This is a genomic window from Pseudomonas sp. 1912-s (assembly GCF_029269205.1).
Lineage (GTDB): Bacteria > Pseudomonadota > Gammaproteobacteria > Pseudomonadales > Pseudomonadaceae > Aquipseudomonas.
This window is the reverse complement of sequence record NZ_JARIXR010000083.1, coordinates 1-614: the sequence shown is the minus strand read 5'-3', so window position 1 is coordinate 614 and position 614 is coordinate 1. Positions and strand designations below refer to the sequence as shown.

1 protein-coding gene is annotated in these 614 nt (G+C 53.0%); it reads left to right on the top strand.

The features are described from left to right. Window positions 1–588: transposase (locus tag P3C29_RS32625; protein WP_275966468.1), on the top strand; the 588-nt coding region annotated here is incomplete at its 5' end. Window positions 589–614 lie beyond the last annotated feature (26 nt).

Genomic DNA, 614 nt, shown 5'->3' with positions numbered 1-614 from the left:
CCAGATGAACACGCTCGTGAACTGGCGGATCTACTGACTCGACGCCGCCAGCTCATCGATATGATCGTGGCGGAAGAGTCTCGACTGAAACAGGCGGTATTCAAGGCACTTCGACGGGACATCAAGGCACATATCGTCTGGCTTCAAAAGCGCCTTAAAAGCACAGACGATGACTTGCACGAAGCGATCAAAGCTTCGCCGGCTTGGAAGGCCAATTATGATTTGCTGCGCGAGGTATCGGGCGTTGGCAATGTGCTCGCACTTTCGCTGCTGGCAATGGTTCCGGAGCTGGGCAAGGTTAATCGCAAACAAGTGGCTGCATTGGTTGGYGTGGCCCCTTTTAACTGYGATAGCGGYCTCTACAAAGGACGTAGACGGATATGGGGTGGTCGAGCTGAGGTGCGAAGTGTCCTTTACATGGCTGTCTTATCCTCGAAGAGCCATAACCCGGTGATCGAGAGGTTTTACAACCATCTGCTTGCTGCAGGGAAGACGAAGAAAGTAGCGCTGGTGGCATGCATGAGAAAGTTGCTGACGATCCTGAATGCGATGGTGCGCGATCAAAAGCATTTCGCTGAAATGGCTTGAATTTCGACACGGTTGCTCACTCCGGC